Source organism: Arthrobacter sp. HMSC06H05, from assembly GCF_001807395.1.
GTDB lineage: Bacteria > Actinomycetota > Actinomycetes > Actinomycetales > Micrococcaceae > Pseudoglutamicibacter > Pseudoglutamicibacter albus.
Genome location: NZ_KV788977.1, coordinates 157,618 through 183,007, shown reverse-complemented (window position 1 = coordinate 183,007; position 25,390 = coordinate 157,618). Strand labels below are relative to the sequence as shown.

At 59.3% G+C, this 25,390-nt stretch carries 22 protein-coding genes, 1 other RNA gene and 2 pseudogenes; 12 read left to right on the top strand and 13 right to left on the bottom strand.

Going from position 1 to position 25,390, the window contains the following annotated elements:
* The first annotated feature begins 26 nt into the window (after positions 1–26).
* The 3 genes from HMPREF3160_RS03390 to ssrA all read left to right on the top strand — a co-directional run bounded on the left by HMPREF3160_RS03390 (position 27) and on the right by ssrA (position 2,581).
* Positions 27–1,472, top strand: coding sequence for a M23 family metallopeptidase (locus HMPREF3160_RS03390; RefSeq protein WP_035754544.1), 1,446 nt, complete (start codon positions 27–29; stop codon positions 1,470–1,472).
* Between the two features lie 96 nt (positions 1,473–1,568).
* Positions 1,569–2,066, top strand: a complete 498-nt coding sequence (gene smpB, locus HMPREF3160_RS03385; protein WP_035754546.1) for an SsrA-binding protein SmpB — start codon at positions 1,569–1,571, stop codon at positions 2,064–2,066.
* A 127-nt stretch (positions 2,067–2,193) separates the two neighbouring features.
* Positions 2,194–2,581, top strand: a transfer-messenger RNA (tmRNA) gene (gene ssrA, locus HMPREF3160_RS03380).
* A gap of 111 nt (positions 2,582–2,692) precedes the next feature.
* On the opposite strand, the gene HMPREF3160_RS03375 is transcribed toward ssrA, so the two are convergent.
* The 4 genes and pseudogenes from HMPREF3160_RS03375 to HMPREF3160_RS03360 form a co-directional block, all read right to left on the bottom strand.
* Positions 2,693–3,181, bottom strand: a complete 489-nt coding sequence (locus HMPREF3160_RS03375; protein ID WP_035754547.1) for a GNAT family N-acetyltransferase — start codon at positions 3,179–3,181, stop codon at positions 2,693–2,695.
* Complete coding sequence (gene relB, locus HMPREF3160_RS10140; protein WP_035754725.1) at positions 3,162–3,353, bottom strand: type II toxin-antitoxin system RelB family antitoxin; 192 nt, start codon at positions 3,351–3,353, stop codon at positions 3,162–3,164. Before relB ends, HMPREF3160_RS03375 begins: the two co-directional genes overlap by 20 nt.
* Before the next feature lie 180 nt (positions 3,354–3,533).
* Positions 3,534–3,887 (bottom strand): annotated as a pseudogene (locus HMPREF3160_RS10135) (chromate transporter); the annotation flags it as partial.
* A gap of 140 nt (positions 3,888–4,027) precedes the next feature.
* Positions 4,028–5,026, bottom strand: a pseudogene (locus tag HMPREF3160_RS03360) (IS256 family transposase); the annotation flags it as partial.
* A gap of 815 nt (positions 5,027–5,841) precedes the next feature.
* On the opposite strand from HMPREF3160_RS03360, the gene putP reads away from it, so the two are divergent.
* A complete protein-coding gene (putP, locus tag HMPREF3160_RS03355) occupies positions 5,842–7,446 on the top strand; it encodes a sodium/proline symporter PutP (RefSeq protein WP_070507073.1) in 1,605 nt (534 codons plus the stop codon).
* 5 nt (positions 7,447–7,451) lie between these two features.
* Entirely contained in the window at positions 7,452–7,772 is a 321-nt protein-coding gene (locus HMPREF3160_RS03350) for a putative quinol monooxygenase (RefSeq protein ID WP_035754549.1), read from the top strand.
* 104 nt (positions 7,773–7,876) lie between these two features.
* Here the strand turns inward: HMPREF3160_RS03350 and HMPREF3160_RS03345 are convergent, their stop codons facing one another.
* The 6 genes from HMPREF3160_RS03345 to HMPREF3160_RS03320 all read right to left on the bottom strand — a co-directional run bounded on the left by HMPREF3160_RS03345 (position 7,877) and on the right by HMPREF3160_RS03320 (position 12,907).
* Positions 7,877–8,266, bottom strand: a complete 390-nt coding sequence (locus HMPREF3160_RS03345) for a CrcB family protein (protein ID WP_035754551.1) — start codon at positions 8,264–8,266, stop codon at positions 7,877–7,879.
* Positions 8,263–8,721, bottom strand: coding sequence for a fluoride efflux transporter FluC (locus HMPREF3160_RS03340; RefSeq protein WP_256173883.1), 459 nt, complete (start codon positions 8,719–8,721; stop codon positions 8,263–8,265). Before HMPREF3160_RS03340 ends, HMPREF3160_RS03345 begins: the two co-directional genes overlap by 4 nt.
* A 146-nt stretch (positions 8,722–8,867) precedes the next feature.
* Positions 8,868–9,794: a histidinol-phosphatase gene (gene hisN / locus HMPREF3160_RS03335; RefSeq protein ID WP_176744690.1), complete on the bottom strand. Its 927-nt coding sequence runs from the start codon at positions 9,792–9,794 to the stop codon at positions 8,868–8,870.
* 9 nt (positions 9,795–9,803) lie between these two features.
* Complete coding sequence (rsgA, locus tag HMPREF3160_RS03330) at positions 9,804–10,958, bottom strand: ribosome small subunit-dependent GTPase A (protein ID WP_070507067.1); 1,155 nt, start codon at positions 10,956–10,958, stop codon at positions 9,804–9,806.
* Positions 10,958–12,337 carry a 3-phosphoshikimate 1-carboxyvinyltransferase gene (aroA, locus tag HMPREF3160_RS03325; RefSeq protein ID WP_070507064.1) on the bottom strand — a complete coding sequence of 460 codons (1,380 nt, stop codon included), beginning with the start codon at positions 12,335–12,337 and terminating at the stop codon, positions 10,958–10,960. The genes rsgA and aroA overlap by 1 nt, the downstream gene beginning before the upstream one ends.
* Positions 12,338–12,412: 75 nt before the next feature.
* Entirely contained in the window at positions 12,413–12,907 is a 495-nt protein-coding gene (locus HMPREF3160_RS03320) for a DoxX family protein (protein WP_035754556.1), read from the bottom strand.
* 357 nt (positions 12,908–13,264) lie between these two features.
* On the opposite strand from HMPREF3160_RS03320, the gene HMPREF3160_RS03315 reads away from it, so the two are divergent.
* Complete coding sequence (locus HMPREF3160_RS03315; RefSeq protein WP_083285401.1) at positions 13,265–14,074, top strand: sigma-70 family RNA polymerase sigma factor; 810 nt, start codon at positions 13,265–13,267, stop codon at positions 14,072–14,074.
* A complete protein-coding gene (gene rsrA, locus HMPREF3160_RS03310; RefSeq protein WP_035754558.1) occupies positions 14,071–14,358 on the top strand; it encodes a mycothiol system anti-sigma-R factor in 288 nt (95 codons plus the stop codon). Before HMPREF3160_RS03315 ends, rsrA begins: the two co-directional genes overlap by 4 nt.
* A 124-nt stretch (positions 14,359–14,482) precedes the next feature.
* On the opposite strand, the gene HMPREF3160_RS10290 is transcribed toward rsrA, so the two are convergent.
* The 3 genes from HMPREF3160_RS10290 to HMPREF3160_RS03300 form a co-directional block, all read right to left on the bottom strand.
* Positions 14,483–14,560, bottom strand: coding sequence for a 50S ribosomal protein bL37 (locus tag HMPREF3160_RS10290; RefSeq protein ID WP_370977432.1), 78 nt, complete (start codon positions 14,558–14,560; stop codon positions 14,483–14,485).
* A gap of 152 nt (positions 14,561–14,712) precedes the next feature.
* Complete coding sequence (locus tag HMPREF3160_RS03305; RefSeq protein ID WP_176744689.1) at positions 14,713–15,315, bottom strand: GDSL-type esterase/lipase family protein; 603 nt, start codon at positions 15,313–15,315, stop codon at positions 14,713–14,715.
* Positions 15,316–15,698: 383 nt separating this feature from the next.
* Positions 15,699–19,442 (bottom strand): multifunctional oxoglutarate decarboxylase/oxoglutarate dehydrogenase thiamine pyrophosphate-binding subunit/dihydrolipoyllysine-residue succinyltransferase subunit, encoded by a 3,744-nt coding sequence (locus HMPREF3160_RS03300; RefSeq protein WP_070507061.1) that lies wholly within the window; start codon positions 19,440–19,442, stop codon positions 15,699–15,701.
* A 424-nt stretch (positions 19,443–19,866) separates the two neighbouring features.
* On the opposite strand from HMPREF3160_RS03300, the gene HMPREF3160_RS03295 reads away from it, so the two are divergent.
* The 5 genes from HMPREF3160_RS03295 (at position 19,867) to HMPREF3160_RS03275 (ending at position 25,383) form a co-directional block, all read left to right on the top strand.
* Complete coding sequence (locus HMPREF3160_RS03295; RefSeq protein WP_035754564.1) at positions 19,867–21,210, top strand: hemolysin family protein; 1,344 nt, start codon at positions 19,867–19,869, stop codon at positions 21,208–21,210.
* Complete coding sequence (locus HMPREF3160_RS03290; protein ID WP_052048234.1) at positions 21,210–22,298, top strand: hemolysin family protein; 1,089 nt, start codon at positions 21,210–21,212, stop codon at positions 22,296–22,298. Before HMPREF3160_RS03295 ends, HMPREF3160_RS03290 begins: the two co-directional genes overlap by 1 nt.
* 147 nt (positions 22,299–22,445) lie before the next feature.
* Positions 22,446–23,621, top strand: coding sequence for a metal ABC transporter solute-binding protein, Zn/Mn family (locus tag HMPREF3160_RS03285; RefSeq protein WP_176744688.1), 1,176 nt, complete (start codon positions 22,446–22,448; stop codon positions 23,619–23,621).
* Positions 23,622–23,687: 66 nt separating this feature from the next.
* On the top strand, positions 23,688–24,545 hold the full coding sequence (locus HMPREF3160_RS03280) for a metal ABC transporter ATP-binding protein (RefSeq protein ID WP_052048236.1): 858 nt from the start codon (positions 23,688–23,690) through the stop codon (positions 24,543–24,545).
* Entirely contained in the window at positions 24,508–25,383 is an 876-nt protein-coding gene (locus HMPREF3160_RS03275) for a metal ABC transporter permease (RefSeq protein WP_176744700.1), read from the top strand. The genes HMPREF3160_RS03280 and HMPREF3160_RS03275 overlap by 38 nt, the downstream gene beginning before the upstream one ends.
* Positions 25,384–25,390 lie beyond the last annotated feature (7 nt).

The window sequence follows — 25,390 nt, the reverse complement described above, 5'->3', positions numbered from 1 at the left end:
CATTTTATGGAAGGACGTTAGCTCTTATGAAACATGATGCTTCTCTGACTGGCCGCGGCAAGCTCGCCGCGGTGATTTCGGCTGGTGTGGTGGCTGGCCTGACGGTATCGCTGGGTATTGTGCCGGCTAACGCTGACAAGCTTGATGACCGTAAGGACCGCATCGAGAAACAGATCGCAGGTACCGAGAAGGACCTCGAGAGTGTCAATGCGATGCTGCAGAAGAACGGGGAGAAGCTGCGGAAGTTCCAGGACAGGCTTCCTTCGGCTGAACAGGCGGTGCAGGACGCTGAGGCGGCCGAATCCGCTGCCCGTTCGGAAGTCCAGCAGCTCCAGGGGCGTTTAGCGGCCGCGGAGAAATCCCGTGCGGAAATGGTTGAGGCCCAGGAGAAGACCAAGGCCATGACCGATGAACAGCGCAAGCTCACCGGCCAGCTTGCGGCGCGCGCGTATCAGTCCGGTGGGCTTGAGGGCTCCGATTTTGGGTTGTTGGTGCGCGGCAATGATTTGAATAAGTGGGCGAACTCGGTTGAGGTTTCCTCGCGTTTGGCTCGGGCCCAGAACCGTGAACTCAACGAACTTCTGGGCCGCGGCGCGGAGCAGCGGAACGCTACCGCCCGTTTGAGTGCCGTTGAAGATGAGATCGCTGGTTTGAAGAAGCAAGCGGATGCCGCGCTCGTGCGTCAGACACAGGCGCGTGAAGCCGCCGATGCGGCGAAGGCTGATCTGGAGAAGCTGCTGGCTGATACGGAGAGCGCGCAGAGCGAACTTGAGGACGCGAAGTCCAAAGCGCATCAGCAGCTTGAAGATCAGAAGGCTGAACAGCAGAAGATCAACCAAGCGATCAAGGAACGCCAGGAACGTTTGAAGCGTGAAGCGGAGGAGCGGGCCCGGAAGGCGCGAGAGGCCGCTGAGAGGGCTAAGCGTGAGGCAGCTGCTGCAGAGCGGCGCCGGGCTAAGAACGCTGCCGCGTTGCGCGCTAAGGCTCAAGCCGCGCAAAAGAAGGCGACGGTTGCTACAACTAACACGAAGCCGTCCAAGACCGTTTCGAAGGGAACCTGGGGCCTCATAGTGCCTGCGAGTGGACCGATCACCTCAGGTTTCGGATGGCGGCCAACCCCTGCCGGGACCATTGATTATGGTGGCTTGGGAGGCTACCTGCACGCAGGTATCGACTGGGGTTCAGCGTGCGGCTCGCCAATTGTTGCTTCGGCTTCCGGCCGCGTCATGCAGGAAGGCTGGAACGGCAGCCACGGCATCACCGTGTCTGTTGACCACAACATCGTGCGCGGGCATGCGTTGACGACCAACTACAACCACATGACCCGCACAGCGGTTCGGGTGGGGCAGCAGGTCAAGCAGGGCCAGGTGATCGGCTACGTTGGAACCACGGGTAACTCGACGGGCTGCCACTTGCACTTTGAGACGGTGGTCGATGGCCAGCACCGCAACCCAGCCGGCTTGCTCTGGTAGCAGGCTAGCTACGCCCCGGCTTGTGGGGTGAGCGATTGGCCGGGGAGCACCGCCGTGTCAGCGGTGGGGTGCGGGATTCGCTAAGCTTGATCAATCATGGCGAATAAGAAGAAGACTAAAGATCAACGTAATCACGTGGTCGCGACCAACCGTAAGGCGCGGCATGATTACGAGATCCTGGATACCTATGAAGCCGGGATGGTTTTGACGGGTACTGAGGTGAAGTCTTTGCGTGAGGGGAAGGCGTCTCTCGCGGAGGGTTTCTGCACCTTTTACCGGGGTGAGTTGTGGGCTGAGTTGCTCTATATCCCGGAGTACTTGAATGGTTCCTGGACTAATCATGCTGCGAGGCGGCGCAGGAAGTTGTTGTTGCATCGTAAGGAGCTTGTCAAGCTCGAGCGCCGCGTGGACGAGGCGGGACTGACGATTGTGCCGCTGAGCCTGTATTTCAAGGAAGGCCGCGCCAAGTTAGAGATCGCTTTGGTGCGCGGTAAGAAGGAGTGGGATAAACGCCACGCCTTGAAGGAGAAGCAGGACAACCGTGAGGCGCTGCGCGCGTTGCGTGCACGGAACCGCCGCGCGGGTGTCGCGTAGCGAAGCATCGTGTAGTATAGATTCCTGCACTCATCGCGGTGAGTGCATTGTTCAGCCCGCTGAGGCATCCGACAGGCGCGCGAGTTTTGTGTGTGGTGTTGGTTGTGTAGGTGGGGTAATTGAATATGGGGGCGACTTGGTTTCGACGATGTGAGTCGCGACAGGGGAAGCGGGCCGAGAATGTAGAGTCATCTCGTTAACGTTCTCTGCAAAACAATAAGTGCCGAATCTAAGCGCACTGACTTCGCTCTCGCTGCCTAATTGCAGTGACCGAGTCCGTCAGCCCGGGGTTGCTATCGCCCCGGTTTTCTGACGTCAGCTAGATAGCCACTGGTGAGCACGCTTGCCGTGAGCGTGCTCGCGACAACTTCTAGCGGCTGAGTCCACAGGGTAACCACAGACCACTTGCACTGGTGATGGTCTCTGGGACTGAGAAGCCCTGAATCAGTGCTGCGCCCGGAGAAGTCCTGGCAACACCACATCGGACGCGAGTTCGATTCTCGCCGCCTCCACTCTGATAAGTCTCGGGACATCGCTTATGCGGTGTCCCGAGACTTTTTATTTGGCGCTATTCAACAGCCGTCGGCCAGCGTTCCAGTACGCCTAAGCCCTGCAAGGGGTTGTGCTCAAAGCCGGTACAGGTGGCCTTGTTCATGGTCTGCAGTTTCCAAGTGTAGACCGAGCTTTTCAGCCAGCTTGGCAGACGGGGCGTTGCTTGGATCGATGATCGCCACAATTGGACGCTCGGGGTGCATCTGCCGTGCCCAGTCGCTGGCGGCGGCCGCGGCCTCGGCCGCGTATCCCTTTCCTTGGGATTCGGGCGCAAAACGGTAGTAGAGGTTGAGCACCTGTTCGCCCTGTTCTTCTGAGAAGCGCAGGCCGGTGAAGCCGATGATGTCGGCTGAATCGCGGGTGACGACAAAGTAGCCGATTCCGTCCTCTGACCAGTTGCGCTGCCATGCGGCCAGCAGCTCGGAGGCTTCTTCGCGATTCTTCATCGCCAGTTCAGGGCGATGCTGGTAGGTCCTTGGGTCCGAATGGATAGTGAAGACGGCGTCTTCATCTCCATCCTGGGGCGGGCGAAGTATCAGCCGCTCAGTCGTGAGTGCAGTCATTGTTCCCTTCCTCCGCAATTGCTTCGCGGAGTTCTTGTAGGTCGCAGGAGTCTTCGATTTTATCCAAGATCGCTGACCGGGCGAAGTCAGAAATCGTGACGCCTTCAAAGTCGGCATGCTTGCGAACAAGGGCTGCGTCTTCATCGGACAGTTCGACAGTTATCGTGTTCATGCCGTGCTCCTCTCGCTGTTCGAAGAAAGTGTATTCAGCAGCACTGACACAACCGTTCGAAAGCCGCCCACCTACGCCCCAATGAGGTGTGCTGCGAGCCCTGTCACTGCGCCGATCAGCAACAACAGCCCACGCCGGCCACTTAGCCAGCATGAGCAGTGCCAAACAAGCCAATGCAATCAGCAGGGGAGCGAGCCCCGTAATAGCTGAAGTGACAACCGGGGTGATGGGAGCGCCTGCGAGGATCCCGACAACAGCGGCGTTCGCCCCCGCGACACTAGAGCGGGCCAGCGGGCTTGTCTGTACCGCAGCCCAGAACGGCAGCGCGGCGACCACCAGCAGCACTCCGGGGAGGAAAACAGCAATCAGCGCAAGTGCGGAGCTGAGCCACGCCTAGGCCCCGGCTTCCATGTTGAACCCCAAAAATGCCACGAATGTGAACAGCGGACCGGGAACTGCCTGCGCCGCCCCATAGCCAGCAAGGTACTGATCTTGGCTTACCGCCTCGGCAATTGCGGGCTCTCCCTGCAGCATCGGCAGCACCACATGCCCACCCCCGAAAACCAGCGCGCCAGACCTGTAGAACGCCTCGGCAGTTGCAACCCACGGGTTCGCAGCCATGCCGGCCAGCAGGGGAAGCCCCATCAGCAGGACCGTAAACAGACCAGCGCTGATCAGACCAGCGGTCTTCGAGACGGGCACACGCAGGGGGTGGTCAGCGCTGAGTTCGTGTGTGTGTATTCGTCGCTGACTTCGATCCTGGAATTATCTACGGCTTGGAAGCGGCTTCGGGTGAGGAAATCGAGGCTGAGGTAGCGTCGGCCTTCGGCCCATTCATCAGTCTGCTCTGCAAGGACTGCGCCGACAAGGCGAATGATCGCATCGCGGTTGGGGAAGATCCCCACCGAATCGGTACGACGCCGGATCTCACGGTTGAGGCGTTCGTTGGGGTTGTTGGACCAGATCTGGGCCCACACCGCGATTGGAAAGCCAGTGAAGGCAAGGATAACTGGCACGTGCGGCATCCAGATGATCATGAGCAGCAGACAGCTTGTCGCTAACGTAGTCCAAGAGCCGGTCGAACTGGGCATGAACACTGGCCTCCTCGGGCTGCTCGTAGACCGAGTGCAGCATCGCTTTGACTGCCGGCCAGTAGCTCTTGGGGCGCACACTCATGAGGTTCGCCGCGTAATGCGTGCGGCACCGCTGCCACGAAGCTCCAGGCGGGTTTGCCGCGACCGCCTCGACCAGGCCCGGGTGAGCATCAGAAGTCACTAAACGCACACCGGTCAGGCCGCGCGCGACGAGGTCGGCTAAGAAGCTGGTCCGCGCTGCCCCAGCCTTACTGGTTGGGCCCGTAGGCCGAGGACTTTCCTACGGCCGTCAGCATTAACACCGGTGGCGATGAGGGCGACCGCGTTGATCACCCGTCCGCCCTCACGGACATTAATGGATAGCGCATCAGCAGCAACGAAGGTGAAGGGACCGGCCTCATCAAGGGGTTCGTGACGGAACTGGTCTACGTGCTCGTCGAGCTCGGTGGCCATGCGTGAAACCTGCGACTTCGACAGGGAGTCAATGCCGAGGGTTTTGACGAGTTTATCCAGCCATCTGGTGGAGACGCCTGCGAGGTAGCAGTCGGCCACGACGGTGATGTCGGCTGACGGCGATTTGATTACGTCTCCGACGTTGTGAGTTTCGACCCTGTTGTCGTCCTCTTGCAGTAGATCAGCAGAATCGTCTACAGAATCCGAACCGGAGTTCTCGAATGAATAGGTCGCAAAGGGGTCATTAAAGTCAGAAGCTGGATTCTCCGAGGAATCACTATAGAAGGGGTCATCCTAAGCTGAAGTTTCAGTGGCCGAGTTTTCCGGAGATGATGGAGTGTCGGGGGAGTGCCCTTGTTTGCTCTCAGCGCTGCAAGCGGATAAGCCCAGTACAAGGGAGAATGCTATGCAAGCGGAAATGCTGCCACTGATCCAGTTTTCTTCATAAAGAAATCATGGGTATGAAGAGCGGAAACTCCTAAGCGTTGATGACACAATTCTGACTTGTACAAGTTTCCGAGGGTTAAGACATATCGCAACGCGGGGGCAACCCTCGAAAGTGCCCAGAATGGCAGTGGTATGACATATATCACGAAAAATATTCAGGAAGGTGAGACCTATCTAAAGCAGGGTTTGAAGATCCAATAAATAAGATCAGTTGATAGCAAGATGCATTAAAACTGAAGTGTATCTCTCAACGGTTGAGGAATGTCAGGATCAAATACTGCCGATGAGCGTGCATCATTAACGCAATGACTGTAAGGTGGCTCATTGGCCTCAGCACAAGTGCTTCCTCAAGTGCGGACGCTGAGAACTGAACATTGGAAATATTGTCAAAGGCTGTTGGACGGTTGTCCGGAAACGATGACGCGTCTGTCCAGTCACCAACGGAATAAAACCCGATGCATCAAGCATGACGAGAGGATAAACCGGAGGAACACATGGACTTATTCGGATTGGGTCCTGACGGCTCATACAAACTCATCGCCGTCATCATCTACTTCATAGCGATGCTCTTGATCGGCTACTACGCCTTCAAGAAAACCGACGACGGCGACGACTACATGCTCGGCGGCCGCCGCCTGCACCCATTCACCGCGGCACTCAGCGCTGGCGCGTCTGACATGTCCGGCTGGCTCATGATGGGCTTGCCTGGTGCCCTCTACATGATGGGTATGTTCCAGGCATGGATGGCGATCGGCCTCACCATTGGTGCGGCACTCAACTGGATCTTCGTCGCGCCACGCCTGCGCCGTTTCACCGAAGTCACCAACGACTCCATCACCATCCCGAGCTACTTCGAAAACCGCCTCGGCGATAAGTCCCGCATCCTGCGCATCGTCTCCGGCATCGTGATCCTGGTGTTCTTCACCTTCTACGTATCCTCCGGTATGACCGCTGGCGGTAAGTTCTTCCAGTCCGCGTTCAACGGCAGCTACCTGACCGGTATGTTGCTCGTCGCAGGCATCACGCTCGCCTACACGATGTTCGGCGGCTTCCTCGGCGCAACCTACACCGACACGGTTCAGGGCCTCATCATGCTCGCGGCCCTCTTCGTCGTCCCAGTGCTTGCCGTGATCTCCGTTGGCGGGCCACAGCAAGTCATTGACGGCGTGCTGAGCGTCAACCCAGACTTCGGCTCCCTCATGAAGGGCGGGACTATCGTCGGTGCAGTCTCCGCCGCCGCGTGGGGGCTTGGCTACTTCGGCCAGCCGCACATCATCATCCGCTTCATGGCGCTACGCTCCTCCCGCGACGCCCGCTGGGGTGCCGCGATCGGTGTCGGCTGGATGGTGCTCTCCGTGATCGGCGTCATCGTGACCTCGATGGCCGGTATCGCCTACTTCAACCTCAACCAAGACAAGCAGCTCACCGACACCAAGAGCGCTGAGACCGTGGTCCTCGACCTCGCGCAGAACCTCATGCCGTCACTTTTGGCAGGTTTCGTACTCGCAGCTGTTCTCGCAGCGATCATGTCGACCATTTCCTCCCAGCTGGTCGTGACCTCCTCTGCACTCGTTGAGGACCTCGCGCTGGTGTTCAAGCCAGGCATGTCCAAGACCACGAAGCTGTGGCTGGGTCGCCTCGCAGTCCTGATCGTCGCGATCATCGCGGCAGTGCTTGCGCTGGAAGAAAACGCGACCGTGCTCGGCCTCGTCGCATTCGCGTGGGCAGGCTTCGGCTCCGCATTCGGCCCAGTCGTGGTGCTCAGCCTCTACTGGAAGCGCCTCACCAACTGGGGTGCGATGGCCGGCATCGTTGGCGGCGCGACCGTCGCGTTCGTCTGGAGCAAGAGCGAAACCCTCTCCACCTTCGGCGGAGCACTCTCCGAGCCGCTCTACGAGATCGTCCCAGGCTTCCTGACCTGCCTCGTGCTCGCGGTAGTGGTTTCCCTGCTCACGCCAGCACCAGGTGAGAAGGAACTCGCCGGCTTCCGCCACATGGAAGCCCCAACCCAGGCAGTGCCGATCGTGCAGGCCGCCGGCGCCAATGCGGCCGGTGACACTGCGAACCCTGGCCAAGCCGAGCCTGGCATGAAAGCATAGGGACCATGATCCTGATCAACGTGAAATACAAAGTGAAGCCCGAGAAAGCCGAAGACTTCCTCGACGCCGTCGCGGAGTTCACCCAGGCAACCCGCAGCGAGCCAGGCAACCTCTGGTTCGAGTGGTACCGGGCCCCGCAGGACCCAACCGTGTTCCTGCTCGTTGAAGCGTTCAAGGACGATGCGGGCGAAGCCCACGTGAACTCCGAACACTTCGCGAAAGGCCTGGAATCCATGAAGCCATTCCTGGTTGAAACCCCAGACATCGTCTCCCGGCAAGTCGAAGGCGAAGGCTGGGACAAGATGGGCGAACTGCGCATCGACTAGGCTCTACGCCTGCTAGCCACGGCTCAATACGCGAGGGCGGGAACGTGTTCCAGACACGTTCCCGCCCTCGCGCTATATGCATCAAGCAAACACGTACGGTGCGCTTACAGGAAGGCAGCCTTACCGATCACTAGGCCGAGATACGCCGCCGGAACAGCCAGACAAAGGATCGCGGCAAGAATCGCAAAACTCCTTAGCCATGCCCTCTCGCGTGCCGAGGAAATAGCGGTGGTCGCAACGGATGCGATCGTGGAGAACCCGCCGCAGAACCCCGCCAAAACAGGCACAGCCCACGCTTGATCCGCGAACCCACCCGTGAACACGCCAAAAATGAAACACGAAAGCGTGTTGGCAATCGACATCCCCCACGGGAACTTCGAAGTGATCCTCCCGTCTGCCCGTGCCTGCTCTTCCCGGCGAATAAACCACACCCTAGCCACAGAACCCAGCCCACCAGCCACGCTCACGGTCAGAATGGTCAACCACGCACTCACCGGTCATCACCACCAGAAGTCCACAGTTCTGGCCGCATATAAGAGCCGCGAGGCTTCCAGAACCTGGCAAGCCAGAAACCGATACCAGCGCACACGAGGGCCGCGCCGACGTGAAGAGAGAGCACACCGAGATCGCCCACGATATCCGAAGCAAGTAGCGTCACTGCAGAGACCGAACCGAAACCGCCCACAAAACCCGGGCTAATGAAGGAACGCCACCTCAACGCAGCCGAGTTCCCGCCCATGCCACGGCCGCGATCCCACATGCCGGTAGCCCACCCCAGAAACAGTGACGCCACGCAATTCACTACAAGAATCATCAGGTTCTCAGGCCACTGCGCAGCCTCGCCAAATAAAACCAGGGACTCACGCACAGCCGCACCCAACGCGCCACCGAAGAACACGGCCACATAGATCGGCCATGCAGCAGTAATAACGCGACGGGGAAAGCTCATGTATCTAGTAACGCTTACTTGGGAACGCTTATCTGGGAAGGCGGGGTCTGTAAGAAAGTCAGAGACGGAACCGGGGCGCAAGGCACGGCGGGGCAAGAACTGCAGGCCACAAGGGACGGCAGGTCAGAAGAGAACTCGGAGAACCGTTATTCAGCGCTGTGCTGATGGTTCGGCAGGGGAGTAGGGGTGCGCTCCGCCCCGCGGGTTCCCAACACGTCCAACGCCGCATCATGCAACAACCCATTCGAGGCGATAGCGTTACCACCCCACGGGCCATCCTCGCCCTGTAAGGAAGTGAAGACGCCGCCAGCCTCACACACGATCGGCACGAGCGCGGCCATGTCATACAGATTCAGCTCAGGCTCGGCCGCGAAATCCACAGCCCCCTCAGCGACCAAGCAATACGAGAAGAAATCACCGTAAGCACGCGTACGCCACACGGTATCGCTGATAGCCAGCACGCCATCAAGCCACCCGCGGGCCTTCCACCCCGTGAGCGAAGAATACGAAAACGAAGAAACCTCAAGCTCCGCAACACCCGAAACCCCGATGCGGCGAGCCTCATCCAGCGAAGCACCCGTGAACGCGCCGCCGCCTACAGAAGCCCACCAGCGGCGGCCCAACGCCGGGGCCGAAACAAGGCCCACCACAACCTCGCCGTCCTCAACCAACGCGATCAGCGTGGCCCACACCGGAACACCGCGCATAAAGTTCTTGGTGCCATCGATCGGGTCAATAATCCACACCCGGTTCGAATCCCCCGTGGAACCGAACTCCTCACCGAACACCGCGTCCCCCGGACGCGCCTGGGAAAGGCGTTCACGGATCAGCTGCTCAGCCTGTCGATCTGCCTCCGTGACAGGCGTCGCGTCAGGCTTGGTCTCAACATACAGATCAGCGGCGCCGAAACGTTCCATCGTCAAAGCATCCACGGCATCGGCAAGCTCATGCGCCAACGCAAGATCATCAGCTAGGGTAGCGGCGTCAGGCAAGGCAGTGGCATCATGCGAGGCAACGGTGTTATGCGAGGCAGAACCCCCAGATAGGGAGGGGTTATCGGTTGTGTGGGTCATATTCATACCCTAGCCACCCAACGTCTTGAGGTCCTCATCGTTGACATCCCCTTGACGAGACGCGAGTAAGCGACGCAACGAAGCCAAACGGGCGTGGCCGCTCGGGCCGGCCTTCCCAGCGGCAACCCACGCATCCAGCGCGCACTCCGGCTCATCAGCCGCATGCGTGCACCCGCGCGGGCAGTCTACCGTCGCGGGCACAAGGTCAGTGAACGCGTTGAGGATGTTCTCATCATCCACATGCCCCATCCCGAAAGAGCGGATCCCAGGCGTGTCCACGATCCATGAGCCCGGATCACCGCCACTCAAATAAGCCGCAACAGCGGACGAAGATGTGTGACGGCCGCGGCCCGTCACAGAGTTCGTAGCCCCCGTCTCACGCTCAGCATCGGTCAGGGCGTTGATGAGCGTGGACTTGCCCACACCCGAATGCCCAATCAAGGCAGACAGCCGACCATCCAACAACTCACGCAGCCGCTGCTGTGCCGCCGCATCCAGGGGCCGCGAGGCGACGTCGTCTGGGTGTTCGGCCGAACCGGACGTCACAACCTGAACGCCCAGCCCCTCATACGTTTCAACCAGCAGCGACGGGTCAGCAAGATCCGTCTTGGTGATCACCAACGCGGCATCGATCCCCGCATCCGAGGCCGCGACCAACGCTCGATCAATGAAACCCGTCCGCGGTTCCGGATTCGCCGCCGCCACCACGATCACCAGCTGATCAGCGTTGGCGACAATCACGCGCTCAACCTGATCAGAATCATCCGCGCTACGCCGCAGCAACGAGGACCGCTCCTCAACACGGACCAAACGCGCCAACGAACCTTCACGGCCAGAGACATCCCCCACGAGCCGCACACGATCGCCCACCACGATCGCCTGCCTACGCAACTCACGAGCACGCATCGCCGTCACGACGATGCGGCGCCCACCCTCAGCCTGAACTTGCTTCTGGCGCGCACGCTGAGCCTTCTTGGACCCGGACCCACCAGTACCTGCGCCGGGCTCATCTAAGAGCACGCAACGGTAGCGGCCGCGATCAACGCCCACGACCATCGCCAACACCGCATCAGCATGTGCCGGCCGGTCCTTGGTCCGCGGCCTGCTTCCACGCTTATTTGGGCGGATGCGGACATCCTCCTCAGACCATTCTCGCCGCGCCATCACTGCCCACCGCCCTGGGCGTCAACTGACGCTTGGCCGGCTGATGTGTCCTCGGTGCCAGGGAACTCTTTGGCCTTCTGTGAGAGCATGTCAGACCACATGCCAGGGAAGTCGGGCATGGTCTTCGAAGTGGTCTCGATGTTTTCGACCTTGAGGCCATCAACGGCCAAGCCGATGATCGCGCCCGCGGTAGCCATCCGGTGGTCCTCATACGAACCAAACACGGTGGGCCGTAACTCGCCTGTTGGGCTGATCACCAACCCATCCTCAGTCTCCACAGTCGGTGAACCCACCTTCGAAAGCTCCGTCGCTAACGCAGCCAAACGGTCTGTCTCATGCCCACGTAAATGAGCAATGTCACCCAACCTGCTCGGCCCATCAGCCAGCGCACACAAAGCCGCAGCAGTCGGCGCCAACTCAGCTAGGCCATCGGCCTCAACCCCAGAAATCCTCTCCCCGCCAGTCACCACCAACTGCTCAGTCCCAAACGCATCCGGCTCCCGGTGCACGCGCGCCCCAAAACGTGGCAAAAGCATCTCCCACTCAGCGCCAATCTGAGTAGTCGACGCAGGCCAACGCGGAATCGCAACCCGGCCACCACACACCAACGCCGCCGCCAAAAACGGGCCAGCATTCGATAAATCAGGCTCCACCACAACATCACCCGGCGAGATCGAGCCCGCAGCCACCGACCACGAAACACCGTCAGCACCCACCGAAGCATCCACGCCGGCAGCACGCAGAGTCTCAACCGTCATCTCAACATGCTGCGGCGAGGGCACCGCGCCACCGGCATGCCGCACCACCAAACCACGCGGCAAACGCGCACCCACCAACAACGGGCCCGATACAAACTGGCTCGAACCCGATGCGTCCAACGAAATCTCGCCACCGTCAACCCGGTCAGAGCCCGTCACCGTGAACGGAAGGAAACCATCCTCACCACCCGCGACATTCGCGCCAAGGGCACGCAAACCCGCGATCACAGCACTCATCGGGCGTACACGAGCAGCCGCATCCCCATCAAACGTCACAGGCCTACGCAACAACGCCGCCACATACGGCACAAAACGCATCACCGTACCTGCAAGCCCACAATCAATCGAAACCGGGGACCGCTCCTGCAACGCCTCCTCACCCAGAGGCGTGACCAACAACGTTGAAGAATCCACCCACTCAAAACCGACACCCAACGCTGAGAGCGCCTCAACCATCAAATCGGTGTCACGTGAGCGCAAAGCCCCCACCACACGCGTTGGCGCATCAGCCAACGCCGCCAGAACCAGGTGACGGTTCGTTAGAGACTTAGAACCCGGGATCTCAACAACAGCATCCAGCGGGCCATCCTTAGCGGGAGCCAGCCACAACGTCGAGTGCATGGAATCCAAATAAAACCCTTCAAATAAAAAGCGTCCCCTCAACCAGCAACCGCCAGCCGAGGGGACACCCCATGATTAGGACGACAAACCAGCCGCGTCAGCAGCCTTCTTAGCCTGCTTCCGCGCCTTCTTCGAAGCCTTCTTCGATGCCTTCTGTGTGCGGTAGGCGAGTGACGGCTTGCCATCAGTATCAACCACAGCCAATAGCGCGCCACCTGTCAGGCCCAGTTGCGTGGTCACAGCCAGGGCACGCGAACCATCCTTATGCTGTGGAACACCGTCAGCCAACAACGTGGCTGACTGAGCCGCAACGATCAAAGCCGAAGCCAAACGCGGCATACGGCCCATCGCCAACAACGCGCCAGCACCCACCTGAATACCACCCAAAACCCGGGCAGCCAGCTCAGGCTTCTCAGCTACAGACTGAGCCTGCGGCACAACATCTGACACCTTGTCCAAAAGCGGACGCAAGCCGTTACCGGTGCGCTCTGGTGCACGAAGATGCGCCACACCAGCAGTAATGAACGGAGCCGCCAACAACGGGCGGGCCACACGGCGTACAAGGCTCATATTTCCTCCAATACGCAGGTGCCGGCGCACGCATGCAACGTGCACTCACCACCCGCAGGGTAGATATGTGCTCCATCTTTTCATGAGCACACCCCGCAAAGCACATAATCCACGCACAAACCCAGCAACAATAGGGCCGCCACACAGCGTTAGGGAATACTTTGCACCATGTTTCCGTTATGTGCATTGACAACTAAGGCGGTGTTCGTGCCAGCGACGGCATAAGGAAGGGGAGTGCACATGGTTTCAACTATGGAAACACCAGAAACATCCCCTCCGGCGTTGCCAGTACAGGCAGTGACGACAACGGCGCCAGCTCACGCTGGAACTCCGGCAAACCAAGTAGCATTAGCCGGGATGGCACGCACACACAACCACGAAGCGCTCGAAAGCTACGAAGCCGAAGACATCCAACCAGGCGATGTCTCACAAGCCGGCGCCTCGGAACACCACTCCACGCACGCTGAAGAAACACAGCAAACCGAGCCAACGGCGCAGCCTGAGCCAATACAGTCGGCTTCGGGCCCGGTGGATCCTGACCAGGAGACTACTGAAGAGCGTCGTGAACGTTTTGAACGCGACGCCTTCAAATATGTTGATCAGCTGTATTCGGCTGCCTTGCGTATGGCCCGGCACCCGGCTGATGCTGAAGACCTCGTGCAGGAGGCGTTCGCTAAAGCGTATGCCTCCTTCCACCAGTACAAGCCCGGAACTAATTTGCGTGCCTGGCTATATAGGATCCTCACCAACACCTACATCAACCTGTACCGGAAGCGGCAACGCGAACCGATCCGCTCCGGAACTGACCAGGTGGAGGACTGGCAACTAGGTGCGCAGATCGAACGCGGCGATCAAGCGTTGCGTTCTGCAGAAGCCCAAGCACTCGACTCGTTACCGGATTCAGAAGTCAAGAGGGCTCTGCAGGAGATCCCGGAAGAGTTCCGGCTCGCCGTGTACTTCGTGGACGTAGAAGGTTTCCCCTATAAGGAAGCAGCTGACATCCTCGGTGTGCCCATCGGCACCATCATGTCCCGGCTGCATCGGGGCCGCAGACAGCTGCGAGAGATGCTCAGCGACTATGCGGTGGGCAGAACCGAATCAACTACAGGGGCTAAAAAGAACGGAAAGAAGTCGACCAAGAAGGTCTCGGATAAGGAGCAATCATGACTCAGGGCTGCAACGAACTCGGTGGTTGCACTGAAGCCCGGCTTGAACGCATCTACGAATACCTCGATGGTGTGCTGGAAGCCGACGGCGTTGACGCAGTGCGCGCCCACCTCGAAGGCTGTGAAGAATGCCGTAGCGTCTATGACCTGGAATGCATCATACGCAACGTCGTGCGCCGCAGCTGCCACGACGCCGCCCCAGAGCAACTCAAGACGCGCATCTTGGACCGGCTAGAAGAAATCAAGGACCCGGTGCAAGAAGGTTCGATGCAAGAAAGCGCCTAGCGAATAGGTGTAGCAGACGGCAGTAGCGCCGTTCACAGCTAGCGCCAACAATAAACCCGTGTGGGTCTGCATTATCCACGAAAAGTGGAACGCAGACCCACACGCGTTTAATGATCAATCACGATCAGGTGTTAGGGCGCTTACCGTGATTCGCCTTGTTCCGGCGGCGATCCTTGCGCTTACGTGCACGCTTGCTGCTCATCGCGTCCTCCTTACAACCTCATACATCTGTGAACACTTCGTGACGCTCATGTACCGCGCACATAGTGCTTGCATCTGCGACACAGAGCGTTTGCGTCTGCGATACAGGGCGATTCCGTCCATTATCGCATGATTCGGGGGCGAGTATGAAAGTTAGCGGGTCGGCTCGGGAACACCAAGCCACGTGAACCAGCCGCGGTGCATCACAAGCCACGCCATCAAACCGTGGCCCTGCTGGCCCACCTCGCCGTTATTAGACGTCAAATCCGCGCGGTACTGTTCATGCTTCTCCAGCGGACGGAACGTGTCCACATAGAAGTGGTTGCGGCGCGTCGTAACGTCAGCGAACGCAGCAGACAACCGGGCGATCTCCTTGTTGTGGTCAGGGTCAAGCCGCGGGGGAGGGCCCACCACAAACGTGCTCAATCCCAGTTGGGTTGATGCATCCAAGATGTTCGCCAAGTTCAGTCGAGACCGTGCCGTGGTCACCCCGTAGGTTGCATCCGCATCGGAGAGTGCCAGCACCAAACGGTTTTCGCCATCATCATCGAAGCGGCGCTGCGCTTCACCCAGCCAGCGCTCGGCAAGCTGCTCGGTGGTCTCGGCAGGCGCAGGTAGAGCAAAAGGGGTCACCTGCGCTGACTCAGACGGCGTGCTGGCAAGCACACGCCCAAACCACCCCAAAGCACGGGGGTCGCCGTGGCCGGCCAGCAACTCATCGCCAACAGCGACTAAACGGATGGCTCGGGAATCCACGCCAACATCCTTTCGACTGGGTCTCATGTTCCGTCTACTTCAACGGAAAGAGCGAAACTATGTGCTCCGCCGTGTTCACTCTACCGGCGTGCTCGGCTGCAAACGTGCAACGGCGCGGAGAAGAGCATCACAAAACCCTCAGGAGCCGCAGTAAAGCGGCCCAGACGGTGATGCTTTCTCTAAAGCAGTCACGATAGAGCGCTAACGCAGTCACGATACAGGACCAAGGTATAACGGCGCTGTGAAAACAGTGAGCCTCAACCGGAGGTGTTAGACCACTGGCGTTAAAGCGCTGGTGTTAAAGCGGTGAGCCCGCCACATCCTGTCAAGGTAAGTGACGGGCCCGCCAAGCCGGTTACATGCGCAGTATCTCCGGTGTTGCTCTAGCTGAACGCGCGGTCCAGAAGGTCCGAGTTCTCCTGGGCGTGAACCTTGGAAGAACCAGTCGATGGTGCTGCCGCAGCTGGGCGGGACACCACGGTGACCTCGCGATCCAGGCCCGGCACCAGGTTGATAGCCATGAACGGCCATGGTCCCTGGTTCTCTGGCTCGTCCTGAACCCAGCGGACATCCGCGTTCGGGTACTTCGCGAGTTCAGCTGCGATCTGCTCTTGCGGCAACGGGTAGAGCTGCTCAACGCGGACGATCGCGGTGGTCTCGTCCTTGTCCTTCTTACGGCGTGCCAACAGGTCATAGTAGAGGCGACCAGAGACCAACATGACGCGCTTGACCTTCGATGCTTCGACATCGTTGTCTGGGATCACTGGCTGGAACGTCTGTTCGGTGAACGCCTCGACCGGCTGAGCTGCAGCCTTCAAACGCAACAGCTGCTTAGGCGTGAACACGACCATCGGCTTGCGTGGGCGCAGGTATGCCTGTCGACGCAGAGCGTGGAAGTAGTTCGCACCCGTGGTCGGGTTGATCACACGCATATTGTCTTCGGCGCACAACTGCAAGAAACGCTCGATGCGTGCCGAGGAGTGGTCTGGGCCCTGGCCTTCGTAGCCGTGAGGCAACAGCATCACGACGGAGGAGCGCTGGCCCCACTTCTGTTCACCGGAGGAGACGAACTCGTCGATGATGGTTTGGGCGCCGTTGACGAAGTCACCGAACTGAGCTTCCCACAAAACGAGCGCTTCAGTGCGTTCAACCGAGTAGCCGTATTCGAAGCCGAGAACCGCGTACTCCGAAAGCGAGGAGTCATGGATCATGAACTTCGCGGCGTTCTCGCTCACCTGGTGCAGAGGCGTCCACTCGTCATCGTTGGTGCGGTCGTGGAAGACTGCGTGACGCTGAACGAAGGTGCCGCGGCGGGAATCCTGACCGGTGAGGCGCACAGGGATGCCTTCGGCGGTCAGGGAAGCGAACGCGGTGAGTTCTGCGAAGCCCCAGTCGATGCCGCCATTGACAGACATGTCCGCGCGGCGCTCGAGCAAGGTCTTGAGCTTCGGGTGAACGTGGAAAGCCTCTGGGATCTCCGTGTGGGCATCCCCGACAGCCTTGACGAACTCCTTGGTGATCGCCGTGTTATCGGCACGTGGATCGGAGACGTCAGCGTCTTCAGCCTGAGCCTTCGGCATACCGAGGGCACCGTTCGCGTCGATTGCTGGCATCGGAGTTGTCTGAGCCTTGTGGGTCTCAGAGAACGCAGCCTCCAGAAGGGACTGGTACTCCTTGAGTGCCCCGTCTGCTTCTTCCTGGGTCAGGTCGCCACGGCCCACGAGAGCTTCGGTGTAGAGCTTGCGGGTCGAACGCTTACCGTCAATCAGGTTGTACATCAGCGGCTGGGTCATCGATGGGTCATCGCCCTCGTTGTGGCCACGGCGGCGGTAGCAGACTAGGTCGATCACGACGTCGCGGTTGAACTTCTCACGGTATTCGAACGCTAGGCGACCAGCGTGCACAACCGCCTCTGGGTCATCGCCATTGACGTGGATGACAGGGGCCTGGATAGCCTTCGCGAAGTCGGTCGGGTAGATCGAGCTGCGGGACGAGCTTGGTGGGGTAGTGAAACCAACCTGGTTGTTGACAACAACGTGGATGGTGCCGCCGGTGCGGTAGCCACGCAGCTGCGAGAGGTTGAGGGTCTCAGAGACTACGCCCTGACCGATCATCGCCGCATCGCCGTGGATGAGGATCGGCAGGACCGTGAAGCCTTCTGGGCCGCGGTCGATGATGTCCTGCTTGGCGCGGACAATACCTTCCAAGACAGGATCGACTGCCTCAAGGTGGGACGGGTTAGCGGCCAAGTAGATCTTGGTTGTGTTACCTGATTCGGAGGTGAAGGAACCCTCGGTGCCGAGGTGGTACTTCACGTCACCAGAACCCTGGACGGTCGAGGCATCAACGGTGCCTTCGAACTCGCGGAAGACCTGACCGTAGGTTTTGCCCGCGATGTTGGTGAGTACGTTGAGGCGGCCACGGTGAGCCATCCCGATCGCGGCTTCGTCGAGGCCGGCGTCCGCGGCATCGGAGATGATCGCATCAAGCAGTGGGATGAGCGATTCGCCACCCTCAAGCGAGAAGCGCTTCTGACCGATGTACTTGGTCTGCAGGAAGGTTTCGAACGCTTCAGCTTGGTTGAGTTTGCCGAGGATTCGGACCTGCTCTTCGCGGGTCGGTTTCTCGTATGGACGCTCAAGCTTGGACTGGAACCATTCGCGCTCTTCCGGGTTCTGGATGTGCATGTACTCGATGCCGGTGGTGCGGCAGTATGCATCACGCAGAATACCGAGGATGTCGCGTAGCGGGAGGCGGTTGTGTCCGCCGAGGCCTCCGGTGACCCATTCACGGTCTAGGTCCCACAATGTCAAGCCGTAGGTCTGGACATCGAGGTCGGGGTGGAAACGCATCTGGTAGGTCAGCGGGTTGGTGTCCGCGATGAGGTGACCAGAGGAGCGGTAGGACTCGATGAGTTGCTGGATGCGAGCCACCTTGTTGATTTGGAAGTCAATATCAACCTGGTGGTCAACCGCCCAGCGAACCGGTACGTATGGGATGCGCAGAGCTTCGAAGATCTCGTCCCAGAATTCGTCAGCGAGCAGCTGGTTTTCGATTTCGCGCAGGAACTCGCCGGATGCTGCACCCTGGATGACGCGGTGGTCATAGGTCGAGGTCAGCGTGATGATCTTGCCCACGGCATTGCGTGCTTTGACCTTTTCGCTGGTGCCGCGGTATTCGGCCGGGTAGTCGAGAGCGCCCACACCGATGATGGTGGCCTGGCCCTTGGACAGGCGCGGGACGGAGTGGACCGTCCCGAGCCCGCCTGGATTGGTCAGTGAGACGGTGGTGCCGGCGTAGTCTTCGGCAGTAAGCTTGCCTTCGCGGCCGCGCTTGACGATGTCTTCGTAGGTTTCCCAGAAGGTCGAGAACGTCATGTTCTCAGCGCCCTTGATGTTCGGTACCACAAGCAGGCGGGAGCCGTCAGGGCGTGGCAGGTCGATTGCGATGCCGAAGTTCACCTGTGCGTTGTGGACTGCGACTGGCTTGCCGTCTTCTTCGTCATAGCTGACGTTCATCGCCGGGTTGAGCTTGAGTGCCCGGCAGATCGCGTAACCGATCAGGTGGGTGAAGGACACCTTGCCGCCGCGTGCACGGCGCAGATGGTTGTTGATCACGATGCGGTTGTCGATCAGCAACTTCGCCGGGACAGCGCGGACCGTGGTTGCGGTTGGGACGCTGAGGGACTCGTCCATGTTCTTGGCGATTGCACGTGCTGGGCCGCGCAGACGTTCAACCTTGGTTGCGCTTGGCTCGCTCGGCGATTCTTCCTTGGCAGGCTGCGCTGGCAACTGGCTCTTCTGACGCGATGGGCGCACTGCTGGGGAGGCCTGCGCCGGGGTTGCGGCTGGGGCATCCTTCTTGGAGGCGGAGCTAGCCTTCTTTGACGTGGAAGCCGGTTTCGCAGGTTCCTTCTTGGCTGGCTTGTTAGCGGCCGGTGCCGCTTGCTTGGTAGAAGTCGTTGCGGTGTTCTTCTCGTTGTTCGCAGGTTTCACCTGTTCGAAGAGTGAACGCCACTTTTCATCGACCGACGACGGGTCAGAGAGAAACTTTTGGTAGAGCTCGTCAACGAGCCACTCGTTTCCCCCGAATTCCTCTTTGAGCTGGTCGATAGACACGTCAGACACTAGGGATACGCCTCTTTCCGATGTTTCGGCTCGGAGTGTTTGATGGTGCTTCTGAGACTGTTTGGCAGTGTTCTCTGGGAACACGTGTTGTGAGCGCATAGTTCAGGAGCGTGATTATTCGACTCAACATCATACCGAACACCGCGCGCTAGCGCAGTTGATCTTCGCCACTGGTTGTAGCGGTTGTTTCGCGGCCAGATTTTCAGGTAATTCCGAGGGTCTTTCCCCGGTTTGGGGTGGGATGCTTCCTGTATAGTGGAGCCACTATGACGCATAAGAATTACCTGGGTGTGCGAGCCTCTGCGGCCGGCACTGCTCAACGATCGGAGCCTTCTAGTCCGGGCTCCGGATGTTTCTTCTATAACGCTAATGTTTTACCCAGCGCCCGATCATTCTATTGCGCTGAGTGCGGAGCCGGCATCTGATGTCGTGGCTCATGCTTCTTCTGGGTCTCCTCTTGGTCTTGGGGACCGCGTTTTTTGTTGCTGTTGAATTCTCGCTTGTCGCACTAGATTCCACCTCTGTTAAAAAGGCCATCGACGAAGGCGATACGAAAGCCCGCCCGCTCTATAAAGCGTTGAAGTCGCTTTCCACTCAATTGTCTGCGGTTCAGCTGGGTATCACGATTACGACGTTGCTGACCGGTTATGTCATTGAACCTGCGTTTAGTGCGTTGTTGGGTCCTGTCTTAGTCGGGTGGGGAGTTCCTCAGGCTGCCGCGGGCGCTATATCGCTGGTGGTCGCGATGGTGGTTGCGACTCTGTTGTCAATGATTCTGGGTGAGCTGATCCCTAAGAACATGGCGATCGCTGATCCGTATCGGATTGGTCGCGCGCTGGCCCGGCCCCAACTGATTTTCACCGCGGTTTTCAAGCCTGTGGTGATGGGGCTGAACGGTTTTTCGAACTGGATTCTGGGCTTGTTCGGGATCGAAGCAAAAGAGGAACTCTCTGGCGCCCGTACGCCTGCTGAGCTTCAGAGTTTGCTTGCGCGTTCTGCTCAGCAAGGGACTATGGATGCCAAGACCGCTAAGTTCTTGGCACGCACCTTGTCCTTTTCGGAACGTACAGCAGCCGATGTCATGACGCCTCGTATCAAGGTCGAGATGATCGAGGACGAGGTCCCATTGCCCGCCTTGATCGATCTTGCACGCCGCACTGGTTTCTCCCGTTTCTTGGTGATCGGTGAGGATGCTGACGATGTACTGGGCGCGGTGCACGTGAAGAAGGCTGTTTCGGTTCCGCGTGAGCGCCGCGATGAGCTGGTTGCCGGAACGATCATGCAGGATGTGATCCGGGTTCCGGAGACGGTGCAGCTGGATGACCTGATCGGTGAGCTGCGTGAGGCCCCGCTGCAGATCGCTGTTGTGGTCGATGAGTATGGCGGCACCGCCGGCATGGTCACGTTGGAGGACTTGGTTGAGGAGATTGTCGGTGAGGTCGCCGATGAGCATGACCGCACGTCTCCTGGTGTTCTGCAGACTGCCGATGGCCGCTGGTTCTTACCTGGCTTGTTGCGCCCGGATGAGGCAACGGATCAGATTCCGCGGCTGAAGGTTCCAGAAGGTAACGCGTATGAGACGGTGGGCGGCTTTGTGATGTCGACGCTGGGGCGTCTGCCGGTTGTGGGCGACACGCTGGGCGTTACAGGTGGCGTGCTTCGGGTGACGCGCATGGAGAAACGGCGGGTGGATCGGCTCGAGTTCTCTCCCGCGCCGGAGCCTTGCGAGACGGATGAGCAGGCCGATGCTGAGGAGGTGCAGGCGTAATGGACTGGTGGGGTCTTGTATGGCTTGTGGTTCTCTTAGCGGCTAACGCGTTCTTTGTCGCGAGTGAGTTCGCTGTGATGTCGGCTCGCCGCGCCCAGATCGAACCGAAAGCTCAGGCCGGAAATAAGCGTGCGAAGACGGCTCTGCAGGCGATGGAACACGTCACGATCGTGCTTTCGGTGTGCCAGCTTGGCATCACGGTGTGTTCGCTTCTGATCCTCATTGTTGCCGAGCCTGCGGTGCATCACCTCTTTGAGATTCCGTTGCATGCGATCGGTGTGCCGGATGCGGCGATCTCCATCATCGCGCTGGCTATCACGTTGATTGTGGTGACGTTCTTGCACGTGACGCTCGGTGAGATGGTTCCTAAGAACTTCTCGGTTTCGATGGCTGATAAGGCTGTTGTGATTCTGGCGCCGCCGCTGATGTTGATCGATAAAGCGTTGCGCCCCATCGTCCTCGCCTTGAACTGGATCGCCAATCACTCGGTCCGGGCTCTGGGCCTTGAACCCAAGGATGAGGTTGCCTCCTCCTTTACGGTGGATGAGGTCCAGCGGATCGTTGAAGAATCCACGCGTACTGGCCTGGTGGATGACGAGGCCGGCTTGCTCTCTTCGGCTTTCGAGTTCTCCGATCAGGTGGTGCGTGACCTTGCGGTGCCTATCGACGAGGTTGTGACTCTCGATGTGGACATCACTCCGGAGGAGTTTGAGCGTGCCGTTGGCCGTACGGGCTTTTCCCGTTTCGTGATGGTCGACGAGGACGGCGACTTGATGGGGTATCTGCACCTGAAGGACGTTATGGGGGTCCCGCTGGAGGATTCGCACCGGCCGATGCCGATCACTCGCGTTCGATCGTTGGTCAACCTGGGCGCCGATGTGGATGTTGAGAAAGCGTTAGCCGTGATGCAACGAACAGGTTCTCACGTGGCGCGCGTCCTGGACGAAGCAGGGGAGACGACCGGGATTCTTTTCTTCGAGGACGTCTTGGAGACTCTTGTTGGTGAGATTCGAGATGCGACCCAGCAACAGGGCCAGCGCCGCCGGAATGTGCCTACAGAATCGGAAGCGTCGGCCGACGCCTCCTGAACCCGTTGTTTCCGGTGTGGGTAAGGCATCTCACTTTCCTCAGTTTGCTTATGCCCTGGCGGCGTGCGTTATTGTTACTGAGAATAGTTTGCAATAGCGATGTGGGGCCTTGTGGTGTCCATCGCGCTCACACGGAAGGTTTCACGCATGGCGTTCGCAACCCCAACGCGCACTCGAGGCGCTAAAGTCAAAGGCCTGATCGGCTTGGCTACCGCTATCGGTTTCGGCTTGGCTGTCTCCGGTTGCTCAGCAACTGGCGACGAGACGGCTACGGAGGAAAACTCCACTGATCAGCTGAACATCGTGGCAACCACCAACGTCTACGGCGATATCGCATCGAGCATCGCGGGTAATCACGGTGAGGTCACCAGCATCATCAGCAATGCGGCGCAAGACCCTCACTCGTATGAAGCCACCGCGAAAGACAAGCTCCTGATCAAGAAGGCCGACGTCGTGGTTATTAACGGCGGCGGCTACGACTACTTCGCTGAACAGATCATTGAAGAACTGGGCGATAAGGCCCCAACCTTGATCAAATCCTTCGATGGCGAAGGCCACAGCAACGATCACGGCGACCATGACCACGGTGATCACGACCATGACCACGGCAGCCATGACCACGGCGACCATGACCACGGCGAGAAGGGCCATGATGAGAAGGATCATGACCACGATCATGATCACGGCGAAGAGGGCCACGACCACGACCATGACCACGGCGAAGAAGGCCACGACCATGACCATGGAGATCACGACCACGGTCATGAAGGCCACAGCCACGATCACGGCGGGAAGAACGAACACGTGTGGTACGACTTGGATCACATGGAGGAGTTCGTAGGCGACCTCGGTAAGGAGCTTGCCAAGGCTGATTCGGATAACGCCAAGACGTATGAGGCCAACGCCGGCAAGCTGGCCGAGGAGATCGCTGGCCTGACTGACTCGGATGAGTTCAAGTCCGCTAAGAAGGCCCTTGACGGTAAGTCCTTCATGATGACGGAGCCAGTTCCGGAGGCGCTGTTGAAGGAGCTCGGCATGAAGGATGCGACTCCAGAAGGGCTTTCCTCCGCGGTGGAAGCAGGCCAGGAGATCCCTGCTCTGGTGATTAAGCGTGCCGAAGATTCACTCAAGCAGGGTAAAGTTCAGCTGTTCGCTTTCAATTCGCAGACTGCTGACCCGCAGACCAAGAAGCTGTACGAAACGGCTAAGAAGGCGGGCGTGCCAACGGTTGATGTCACTGAGACGATTCCGGAAGGTAAAACGTTCGTTGAATGGATGAAGGACAACATCGTTGCCATCGCGAAGGCCGTGGACGCGAAGTAGTCTTCACCTGAACTAGTCCTGAACTGGATTAGTCGTGACTTAGGAATTCTGGAGTACACCTCACTTATGTCCGAGAACACCAAAGCTCCCGCAGTTGAGCTGATCGATGCTCACCTGTGCTTTGGGGACCGCGTCATTTTCGATCGGCTCAATCTCACGATCGAGGCGGGGGAGTTCGTCGCCGTCTTGGGGCCTAATGGCGCCGGGAAGACCACACTGTTGAAGGTTCTGCTGGGAATGCAGAACCTCACGAGTGGTCAAGCGCGGATTGCTGGGCATGGAGTGAGCGTGAACGCCCACGACGTTTCCGTGATCCCTCAGCAGCGTCCCATCCCTGAGGGGACCCCTCTTCGGGGATGGGACATGGTTGCCCAGGGCTTGGATGGGCAACGTTGGGGGCCGCGGCTGTTCGATCCGCGTCGGCGTAAGTTGAAGAAGCGCGTGGATGAGCTGATTGAACGGGTCGATGCGTCCTCTTACGCGATGCGGCCGGTGTGGCAGTTATCGGGTGGCGAGCAGCAGAGGCTGCGTGCCGCGCAAGCGTTGGCGAGTAATCCGGCGTTGTTGTTGTGTGATGAGCCGCTTCTGTCTTTGGATGTGGCCCGCCAGCAGGAGGTCACCCAGCTGATTGCGGAGCAGGCCCGTCAAGAGGATTCGGCGATCATTTTCGTAACGCACGAGATCAACCCGATCTTGCCTTATGTTGACCGGGTTCTGTACCTGGTTGAAGGCCAGCACCGCATCGGTGCCCCGGAGGACGTCATCAACACGCACACGCTCTCTGAGCTTTTCGGCCGCCGGATCGATGTTGTGCGCCTGGGCGGGCGTGTCGCGATTCTGGGCAACGAGGATCACGCCCATCACGATCATGAACACGACCACAGCCATGGTCACTACGGTGAGGAGTTGCGCCGTGGGGCCTGAATTGTGGGAGCGGATCTTTTCATTCGAGGATTACGGCGAGCTTCTTGCTCTCGTGTGGCCGAGCATTATCGCGGGCGCACTGCTCGCGGTGATGGGTGGCGTCGTCGGCGTCATGGTCATGACCCGCGATATGGGTTTCGCGGTCCACGGGATCGCGGAGCTGAGCTTCGCGGGAGCCTCGATCGCGTTGCTGCTGGGCTACGACGTGGTGACAGGTTCGATGGTCGGCTCGATCATGGCGGCCCTCATCATGGGCCTGTTGGGTTCTGGTGCGCGTGAACGTAACGCGATCACGGGTGTGATGATGCCGTTCGGCTTGGGGCTTGGCATCCTCGCGTTGGCTCTGTATCAGGGACGTAGCGCCAATAAGTTCGGTTTGCTGACTGGCCAGATTGTGGCGGTGGATGATTCGCGTCTGCCCTCGATCGCGATCGGAACCTTTATTGTCTTGGCTTTGCTAGCGCTGATGTGGCGGCCGTTGATGTTCGCTTCGACTGACCCGTGGGTTGCCCGCGCCCGCGGTGTTCCGGTGGCGGGCTTGTCCACGGCGTTCATGATCGTGTTGGGTGTAGCGGTCGCTCTGTCGATCCACGTCGTGGGTGCGCTGTTGGTTTTGGCGTTGCTGATCACCCCGGCCGCGGCGGCGATGCGGCTGACGGCTAGCCCCGGGAAAGTCGTGGTGCTCTCCGTTATTTTCGCTGAAGTTTCGCTGGTGGGAGGGATTCTGCTGTCCCTGGCAGGATCACTTCCGGTGAGCCCTTACATCACAACGATTTCGTTTGTGATCTGGCTGATCGCCAGGGCTGTGGGGTCACGCACGATGGCGTGGAAACAGTAGCGCTCAA